Raw genomic sequence first — 9223 nt, 5'->3', positions numbered from 1 at the left:
CAGCCTGGACCGCCTGTACCGGGCCTGGCAGCGCACCCTGCGGCAGGGCGTACGCACCGCCACCGTGCCCAGCGTGCCCGGCGCGCTGCGGTCGGCCTTCGCCGACCGGGTGCCGGTGGTCACCGTGCACGACGCCGCCTCGCACGCCATGGCCTGGCTCGGCTCCGCCGTCGGCGCGCCGGCGGTGCCCCTCGGGGTGGACGAGTTCGGCCAGTCCGGCAGCGTCACCGAGCTGTACGACCTGCACGACCTGCTCCCCGGCAGCATCGTCAACGCCGCCCTCGCCGCCCTCGTCCTCCGCTGACCCGCCGAGCAGGGTTCAGCGGGTCGGGGTGGGGGTGACCGGGGCGGGAGGGCCCGCCGCCGGTTGGGTCACCACGGTGCGTTCCAGGTTCACCTGCGCCTGGCCGGTGCCGCCCACCGTGATGTTGTCGTACGCCTGAAGCTGCTTCTGCTGGTCGAAGTAGAGGACGGTCATCGTCAGCGGGGTCGGCTGCTCGCCCTCCAGCCCGCGCAGGCCGGCGCCACCGGTGGAGCCCTCCACCATCAGCGTGGTGGGCTGCTGGCCCGGCACCTCCGGCAGCTTCTCGATCTGCCGCCGGTGGGTGTGCCCGGCGAGCACGAGCGGGCAGGTGCCGGAGAGCGGACCGGCGGCGGCCGGGTCGTGCACCAGCGCGATGTTCACCGGCTGCGGTGAGCTGCGGACCGTGGCGGCGAGCTTTTCGCCCGTGGTGATCAGCTCGTCCGCCGTGGGGTCGTTGATCCCACCGCTGGCCGGCGAGGTGCTCTTGTCCGGGGTGAAGCGGGGGTCGCCGATGCCGGCGATGGTGAGCCCGGCGACGGTGGTGGTCGTGTTGTCCAGCACGATCGCGTTCGGCTGGCGGGCCACCGCCGCGGCCGTCCGGTTGGAGTCGTGGTTGCCCCGGATGTAGACATACGGCTTCCGGAGCAGGCTGATCGAGCCGACGTAGGACGCCTCCGGCTCGCTGCCCCAGTCGGTGATGTCGCCGGTGTCGATGACCACGTCGATGCCGAACTGCTCGGTGACGGTCCGGATCAACTGCCAGGCGGCCGGGTTGAGGTGCATGTCGGAGATGTGCAGCACCCGGGTGGTGCCCGGCTCCGGTTCGTAGACCGGCAGCGCCGACACGGTGGTGTAGAGCTGGGTGACGTTGCCCAGGAGACGCTGGAGCTGCTCGGCGTACCGGGTGTAGTCGTTGGCGATCTTCTGCACGTCGCCGACGATCGCCGGAGCGTTGACCAGCAACCCCTCGTAACGGGGCTCCTCGATCGACTGAGGGCGGATGGTCGCCGCGGCGGTGCCCAGACTGCCCGCCGTGATCAGCAGTGCCAGCCCACCGGCCCAGGCCGCCCGGCGGGTGTTCCGGAAGACCAGCAGCGCCAGCACCAGGGTGGCCAGGACGGCGGACGCGACCGTACGCAGCCCGAGCCGCAGCACCCCGTCCCGGACCTCGTCGACCGCCGACTGAGTGGCCCGGTTGAGGCTCGCCGGGTCGTCGATCAGGGCCTCGACGCGGCCCTGGTCCAGTGCGCCCAGCTCCACGGTCAGGTGGGTCGGCCCGTCGTGGCTATCCAGCAGCAGTGAGCCCAGCGGCGGGATGTCGACGGTGGTGCCGCCGTTGGCCGCCGGTGAAACGGACAGCCGGGCGTGGAACGGCCCGATGTCGGTGCCCACGTTCCCACCGGCGATGACGCCGGCGAGCACCCCGGCCAGCGTGACGACCAGGATGGCCAGGGCGACGGCGGCTCGGCGCACGCCGAGCTGCCGCCGCCCGTCGCGGCGCTGTGCGGCGGGGCGCCGCAGCGGTGGGAAGCGGCGCGGGCGACCGGCGGGGGTGTCCCCGTCCCGGTCGCGGCGCGGCTCCTCGTTTTCCTGACCGTCCATGCTGAGATTCTGACCTGCCCGCTGAAGGATCTTGGCAAACCTGAGGTGTTGTGTTTCGAGAGTGCCTCAGCTTCGCCCAGCTCCGCCACCTGCGAAAACAAGTCGTAGAAGCCGGTCGTCCTCCGGTGCGGGCCGGCCCCGCCCGTCATGGTTGGAGGTGCTCACCCAGAGCGAGCCGTCCGGCGCGGCGGCGATCGCGCGCAGCCGCCCGTACTGCTCGGTCAGCAGCGCCTGGGGCTGCCCGAGCACCGTGCCGGTGTCGGTCAGCTCGACCAGCCAGAGGCGCTGGCCGCGCAGGCAGGCGGTGGCCAGCAACCGCTCGACCGCCGCCAGCCCGGAGCAGGACGCCTCGTCGGTCGACCACTGCACGATCGGGTCGGCGTACTTCTCGTCGCCGCCGCGCCCCTCGACCTCGGGCCAGCCGTAGTTCTTGCCCTTGGTGATCTGGTTGATCTCGTCCCAGGTGTTCTGGCCGAACTCGACGGCGTACATCCGGTCGCCGTCCCAGGCGATGCCCTGCACGTTGCGGTGGCCCAGGGACCAGACCGGGGAGTTCGGGAACGGGTTGCCCGGAGCCGGCTTCCCCTCCGGGGTGATCCGCAGGATCTTGCCGCCGAGCCGCTTGACGTCCTGCGACTGGGCGGTGTCCCCGGCGTCGCCGGTGCTCGCGTAGAGCTGCCCGTCGGGGCCGAACGCCAGGCCACCGCCGTTGTGGATGCCCGCCTTGGGGATGCCGGTGAGGATCGGGGTGGGCGCCTCGCCGAGTCGCAGCCGGGCGATCCGGTTGTCCCGCTCGGCGGTGTAGTAGACGAAGACCGTGCGGTCCTGCGCGAAGTCCGGTGACACGGCGATCCCCAGCAGGCCGCCCTCGCCCCCGGCCGCCACACCGTCGATGGTCTGCACCTCGGTGATCTTCAGGCCGTCCGGGCTCGACTCCGGGCCGACCTGGAGGATCCGGCCGCTGTCGCGTTCGGTGACCAGAGCGCCGCCGTCGGGCAGGAAGGCGATGCCCCACGGCACCCGCAGCCCTCGGGCGAGCACGGTGGCGACGACCGCCTGGTCGCCAGCGCTGGCGGTGGCCGAGGGGGTGGGCAGGTTCGGTGGCTCGCCGGCCGGATCCGGGTCCGGTTCGCCGAGGCTGCAACCGGTGGCGGCGAGCAGCAGCGTCGCGCAGGAGGCCGCAAGGGCCGTGCGGACCCGACGGGAGCGGGGGTACGGGGGAGGAGCGCTCACCCGCCCCAGGGTAGCCCGCTACGGGCGCCGCCGTGGCAGCCGACGCGGGCCGACCCCCGGCGGCGGTACCGATCGCGGGGGCCTATCGTCGGCGAGCGTGAAGGTATGGATCCCGCACGAGGCCGGTCACGCCCTGCTCGGCGAACTGCCGGCGGAGGTCACCGTCGAGACGATGGCCGACCCCACGAATCTGCCCTCCCCGGTGGCCGGCGTCCGGTTCTGGGTGCCGCCCTTCCTCTCCGGCACGAACGCCACGGCGCTGCTGCACGAGTTGCCCGACCTGGCGGTGGTGCAGCTGCTCTCGGCCGGCGCGGACGCCTGGGCCGGTCGTGTCCCGCCGGGGGTCACGCTCTGCGACGCCCGGGGCGTGCACGACCCGTCCACCGCCGAGTGGGTGGTCACCGCGATCCTGTCCCAGCTGCGCGCCTTCCCCGCGATGGCCCGCGCCCAGGCCGAGCGACGGTGGGCCTACGACGAGGTGGCGCCTACCGACGAGCTGGCCGGCAAGCGGGTGCTGATCGTCGGCGCCGGCTCGATCGGCACCGCGGTGCGGGACCGGCTCACACCGTTCGAGGTGACGTTCACCCTGGTGGCCCGCACGGCCCGGCCCGAGCAGGGGGTGCACGGGGTGGCGGACCTGCCGGAACTGCTGCCGCAGGCCGACGTCGTGGTGCTGCTGGTGCCGCTGACCGAACAGACCCGGGGGCTGGTCGACGACAAGTTCCTGGCCGCGATGCGCGACGGGGCACTGCTGGTGAATGCCGCCCGGGGGCCGGTGGCCCGTACCGACGCGCTGGTCGCCGAGCTGGCCACCGGCCGGATCTCCGCCGCCCTGGACGTGACCGACCCGGAGCCGCTGCCCGTCGACCATCCGCTCTGGGAGCTGCCGAACGTGTTGATCACCCCGCATGTGGCGGGGTCGGTGCGGGGCCTGTTGCCGCGGGCGTACCGGTTGGTCGGCCAGCAGATCCGCCGGTTCGCGGCCGGCGAGCAACCCGAGAACGTGGTGGTGAACGGCTACTGAGCCGGTTCGACCTCGCCCCGCCCGGCCGCCGCCACCAGTCGCGGCAGGTCATTGCGGCGTACCGCCGGCAGCACCAGCCGCTGGCCGTCACCGAGCTGGGCGACCGCCCGGCCACGCGGATCGGAGCCCAGCTCGACCACCTGGTCCCAGGGGATGCGGCGCTCGCCGGCCAGCGCCCGCAGGCGCAGCCCGTGGGGGTCCGCGTCGGTGCCGGCACGCCAGGCCCAGACCGCCACCGCGACCGGCACCAGCAGCACCGGCAGGAGGTACGTGCGGGCGCTGGCCAGCGGTAGGGCGCCGAGGGCGGCGACGATCGCCGCAGCCAGGATGGCCTGGTGGTGCCGGAATCGCGCGGTGTCGGAGCGAGCCATCTCCCGATGATCCCACCAGGGCGGGGACGGTTCGCACCGGGTTGTCCCGGCCGCCCGCAGGCAACGAGCGTGACCTGGCTCACTGTCCGGTGGTCGTCACTGCTCGTCGGCTGACTCGTTCACCGGTGGTGGGCGGCGGACCATCATGTTCGCCGTCCGCGTACCGCCGCACCGCCCCCGTGCCCCCTCACGAAGGCGAATGTCGTGCCCGTCGCGTCTGTGTTCCGAGCCACCGCGTTCCGCGCCATTCCGTCCCGTACCACCGTCCACCGTCCGATGCTGCCGGAAGCCTGCGTCCTCGCGGTGGTCGCCGTGCTGGTCGTCGTCGGTGCCACCGGGCCGGTGCCGGCCCTTGGTGTGGTGGCGCTCGCCGGTGCGGCCGGCGCCACGCTGGCCGGCGTGCGCCTGTCCCGGCTGACCCTCGGCCCCGATGCGCCACCCGTCGATCCCGCCGGCGGCCGGCTGGCCCGCCGCCGGGCGACCCGACCTCGCCGGGCCGCCGCCCTGCTGCACGCCGCAGTGGTGACCGCCGGCCTCACCGCGGCGGTGCTGCCGCTGGCCTCCGCCGGGTACCGGGCGGCCGCGGCCGTCGCCGGCCTCGCCGGCACCACCGCCCTGCTCGGCCTCGGCCTGCTCAGCCTGCCCTACCCGCCGCGTCCGCCGGCCCGGGTATGGCTGCGCCAGCTGCTCGACGGCGTCGCGCCCGGGTTCTGCCTGACGCTCGTCGGCTGGCTGCTGCTGCCGTACGCCGGTGTGGCGGGACCGGCGAGGCTGGCCGTGGCGGTGGCCCTGGGCGTGCTGGCCGTCGGCACGCTGACCGTGCTGACCGGGGTGCACTCGAACACCGGCGAAGCCCGCTCCCGGGCCGGTGCGGCGTTGACCATGCTCGCCCTGGTGCTGCTGGCCGCGCTACCGGCCGGTCCGGCCGCCGGGCGGGCGGCGCTGCTGGCCGTACCCCCGCTGGTGGTCGGCGTGTTGCTGATCGCCGCCGGGATGCGGCGCGTGGTGCGGGCCGAAGCCGAAGCGTCACGGCCGACCACGCCGGTCTGGCCGCGGACGGTGGTCCCGGCGGTCGCGGTGGTGCTGACCGAAGTCCACGAGTTGCAGGCCGGTCACCTGCCGGATCAGACCACAGTGCTGCTCGCGCTCGCCGCGGTGCCCGCGTTGGTGGCGCGCGAACTGCTCAGTGGCGCGGCGGAGCGGAGTATGCCTTCGGATGCCCTGCGGGTCCCGGATGCCCCGCCATCCCCGACGGCTCCGGTGACCGTCGACGGCGATGTGCCGACCGGTCGGGCCGAACTGCTGCGGGCCCTGGCGGTGCGGCCGGCACCGGCGGCCGGTGCGCTGCTGGTGGTCGACCTTCACCTCACCGAGCTGCCCGGGGTGTCGGTGCGCGACGACGTGGCGGCCGAGGCCGTCCGTCGGGCCCGGGCCGTGACGGGCGACGACGACGAGGTGTTCGACCTGCCCGGGAGCGGGCTCGCGGTGGTCACCGCGGCGGGGCCGGTGCTGGCCTACGCGCTGGGCACCCAGCTGCTCACCGCGCTCGGGCGCCCCTACGAGGTGTCGGGGGCGGTGCTGCGGTCACGGGCCAGTGTCGGCCTCGCCGAACTGGCCCACGGCCGGCCGGAGGATCTGCTGCGCCAGGCGGACCTGGCCCGGCGGCGCGCGGCCCAGCTCGGCCGGGACCGGGTCGAGTGGTACGACGCGTACCTGGAGGAGCAGCTGGTCCGCCGGCTGGATCTGGAGCGGGAGCTGCCCGGTGCGGTCGCCCGGGGCGAGCTGGACCTGGTCTACCAGCCGGTGCTCGCGCTCGCCGACCGGTCGCCGGTCGGTGCGGAGGCGCTGCTGCGCTGGCGTAGTCCGGTGCTCGGCACGGTGTTCCCGGCGGAGCTGCTGCCGGTGGCCGAGGATCTCGACATCGTGGGCGAGTTGGGCGCCTGGGTGCTGGACCGGGCCTGCCGGCAGCTGGCGGACTGGTCCGTCGGCGGTCGGCGGCTGTGGATGTCGATCAACGTCACCACCCGCGAGCTGACCTCACCGGATTTCGTGCCCCGCACGGCGGCCGTGCTGGAGGCGTACGGGGTGGGGCCGGACCAGCTGGTGGTCGAGGTCGCCGAGCCGCGGGTGGCCGCCGAGTTGCCGACCGTGGTGGCGCGGCTGGCCGGGCTGCGCTCGATGGGCATCCGGACCGCCCTGGACGACTTCCGCGCCGAGCACGCCTCGCTCGCCCAGCTCCGGCGACTGCCGATCGACCTGCTCAAGGTCGGGCCGGAGGTGGTCGTGGCGAGCGGCGACCCGCACCGCCCCCTGCTGGACGTGGTGGTCACCGTCGCCGACCGGCTTGGCCTGGAGGTGGTGGCCGAGGAACTGGAATCCGCCCACCAGGTCGACGGGGCGCTCCGGGCCGGCTGCCACTACGGCCAGGGGTACGAGCTGGCCCGACCGGCGACCGCGGAACGGGTCGAGGCGTACTTCGAGGAGTTTCCCTCCACGCCCCGGTGACCGCGAGATCTGCTTAACCGGTTCACCGGTTACGGGGTGGGCCGGTGCTGCCTCGCGGGGTCAGGTGCGCGGTCTCGTCCTGCAGCTCGATCGCCGGGGCTCCCTCGATCACCTGTAGCAGCTGCCGGGCGGCGTGCGCGCCATAGGCCGGGATGTCCCGGCCGAGCGCGGTCAGCGGCGGGTGCACCAGCCGGCACAGCGGGGAATCGTCCCAGGCCACGATGGACAGATCGCCGGGGACCGCGAGGCCCATCTCCTGGGCGACCGACAACCCGGCGATCGCCATCACGTCGTTGTCGTAGATCACCGCGGTGGGGCGGACGCGGGAACTGAGCAGCCGCCGGGTCGCCCGAGCGCCCTCCTCGCCGGTGTAGTCGGAGGAGGCGGTGACCGCTTCGGCCAGGCCGAGGCGTTGACACACCTCGGTGAACGCCTGCGTCCGGATCGCGGTGTGCAGCAGGTCGGGCAGGCCGCCGACCCGGGCGATCCGCCGGTGCCCCAGGGCGTACAGGTACTCCACGGTCTCCACCAGCGCCGCCGCGTCGTTCGACCAGACGCTGGCCAGTCGGCCGGTGCCGGCCGGCCCGCCGATCACCACGGCGGGCAGGCCAAGTTCCTCCAGCACCGGCACCCGCCGGTCGTCGGTGCGCAGATCGCAAACGAGGACCCCGTCGACCCGCCGTTCACCCCACCACCGCCGGTAGACCGCGATCTCGGCGCTCTGGTCGGCCACCACCTGGAGGGTCAGCGCGTACGACCGGGCGGACAGTTCCGCCTCGACGCCGCTGATCAGCTCCATGAAGAACGGTTCGATGCCGAGCGTCTGGGCCGGTCGGGCGAGGATCAGCCCGATCGCCCGGGCAGTCGCGCCGGACAGCGCCCGGGCCGCACTGCTCGGGCTGAACCCGATCTCGGCGGCGATGGCGAGGATGCGCTGCCGGGTCGCCTCGGAGACGCCCGGCTGGCCGTTGAGCGCGTACGACACCGCGCCCTTGGAAACCCCCGCCCGCCGGGCGACATCCGCGATCGTGGGCCGCTTCACCGGCGTACTTCCTCCCGAACCGTTCCGTCGACCGGGCACCGCGCGGCTGCCCGAGCGGCGCTGGACACGCTACCCGTCGCCCGCTCCTGACCGGGCGCGGGCCGTTCGCGGCGAGGCGGACACCCCGGTCGCCGCAACTTGCTCGGTTCAGTCTACGCGCTGCCGACCGGGCGGAGGCTCGCCCCATCGTCGGCATGGCCGCCCTGAGCTGCTCGGGAGAGCGGCATGTCAGGCGGTTTCACGCGGATGGCGCTGTCGTCAGGTTACGGGTTGGCCACGCCGTTAACCCGCCGTTGACACCATGGGAGCGCGCCCGTACGGTGGCCTCACTTATCCGGTTCAGTCAACGTATCTCGATCTCGGGAGCGTTCCCAATGGTCTCGGAGGATGGGTCATGAAACGGTCTACGCCTCGTTGGCTGCGGGTCGCAGCCGTGGGTCTGGTGGTCGGCTCGCTGGTCGTCGCGTGCAGCGGGCGGAGCACCACAGGTGGCTCCGGCGGTGACGGCGAGGTCACCCTCAAAATCAACTTCTGGGGCGACTTCGGCCTACAGGACCTCAAGGCGAAGTACGAGGCGGAGCACAAGAACGTCAAGATCGCCCTCAACTCGGGTGAGTACAACGCCCAGCACGAGGACCTGCAGAAGAAGCTGATCGCCGGCTCGGGCGCGCCCGACATCGCGGCCATCGACGAGGGCTTCATGGTCCAGTTCCGCAGCCAGGCCGACCAGTTCGTCAACCTGCTCGACTCCGGTGCCGGCAAGTACGAGACGAACTACCTGCCGTGGAAGTGGAAGCAGTCGCTGTCGGCCGACGGCCGGACCCAGATCGGCCTCGGCACCGACGTCGGCGGCCTGGCCATGTGCTACCGCACCGACCTGTTCTCCGCCGCCGGCCTGCCCACCGAGCGCGACCAGGTCTCCGCGCTCTGGCCCAGCTGGGAGAAGTTCCTGGAGGTCGGCCAGCAGTACACCGCCAAGACGAAGAAGAAGTTCATCGACAACGCGACCAACCTGTTCAACCCGATCCTCGGCCAGCAGCAGGTGGGCTTCTACGACCAGAACGAACAGCTCCAGATGGAGGGTGGCCCCAGGGTCGCCTTCGACTACGCGGTCAAGGCGGCCGACGCCGGGCTCTCCGCGA

General features: G+C 73.3%; 7 protein-coding genes and 1 pseudogene. 4 read left to right on the top strand and 4 right to left on the bottom strand.

Going from position 1 to position 9223, the window contains the following annotated elements:
* Positions 1-304, top strand: a pseudogene (locus AB0M52_RS24980) (pyruvate dehydrogenase); the annotation flags it as partial.
* A gap of 15 nt (positions 305-319) precedes the next feature.
* On the opposite strand, the gene AB0M52_RS24975 reads toward AB0M52_RS24980, so the two are convergent.
* Positions 320-1906: a metallophosphoesterase gene (locus AB0M52_RS24975; RefSeq protein WP_363958189.1), complete on the bottom strand. Its 1587-nt coding sequence runs from the start codon at positions 1904-1906 to the stop codon at positions 320-322.
* A gap of 66 nt (positions 1907-1972) precedes the next feature.
* Complete coding sequence (locus AB0M52_RS24970) at positions 1973-3139, bottom strand: PQQ-dependent sugar dehydrogenase (protein ID WP_363958186.1); 1167 nt, start codon at positions 3137-3139, stop codon at positions 1973-1975.
* A 97-nt stretch (positions 3140-3236) separates the two neighbouring features.
* On the opposite strand from AB0M52_RS24970, the gene AB0M52_RS24965 reads away from it, so the two are divergent.
* A complete protein-coding gene (locus AB0M52_RS24965; protein WP_363958183.1) occupies positions 3237-4163 on the top strand; it encodes a 2-hydroxyacid dehydrogenase in 927 nt (308 codons plus the stop codon).
* On the opposite strand, the gene AB0M52_RS24960 is transcribed toward AB0M52_RS24965, so the two are convergent.
* Positions 4157-4534 carry a PH domain-containing protein gene (locus AB0M52_RS24960; RefSeq protein WP_363958180.1) on the bottom strand — a complete coding sequence of 126 codons (378 nt, stop codon included), beginning with the start codon at positions 4532-4534 and terminating at the stop codon, positions 4157-4159. The genes AB0M52_RS24965 and AB0M52_RS24960 overlap by 7 nt on opposite strands.
* Positions 4535-4738: 204 nt before the next feature.
* Here AB0M52_RS24960 and AB0M52_RS24955 point away from each other — a divergent pair, with 204 nt between their 5' ends.
* Positions 4739-7039, top strand: coding sequence for a bifunctional diguanylate cyclase/phosphodiesterase (locus AB0M52_RS24955; protein WP_363958177.1), 2301 nt, complete (start codon positions 4739-4741; stop codon positions 7037-7039).
* A gap of 22 nt (positions 7040-7061) precedes the next feature.
* Here AB0M52_RS24955 and AB0M52_RS24950 read toward each other — a convergent pair whose 3' ends face one another.
* The gene (locus tag AB0M52_RS24950) at positions 7062-8081 is read right to left on the bottom strand and encodes a LacI family DNA-binding transcriptional regulator (RefSeq protein ID WP_363958174.1); all 1020 of its coding nucleotides are present in this window, start codon (positions 8079-8081) and stop codon (positions 7062-7064) included.
* A gap of 394 nt (positions 8082-8475) precedes the next feature.
* Between AB0M52_RS24950 and AB0M52_RS24945 the strand changes: the two genes are divergently transcribed.
* Positions 8476-9223 (top strand): ABC transporter substrate-binding protein (locus AB0M52_RS24945; RefSeq protein WP_363958171.1); only part of this gene is annotated, 748 nt, incomplete at its 3' end.

The organism is Micromonospora sp. NPDC051296, assembly GCF_040682255.1.
Classification (GTDB): Bacteria; Actinomycetota; Actinomycetes; order Mycobacteriales; family Micromonosporaceae; genus Micromonospora; species Micromonospora craterilacus.
Note: the sequence above shows the minus strand (reverse complement) of the source record. Positions and strands in the feature narration are given on the sequence as shown.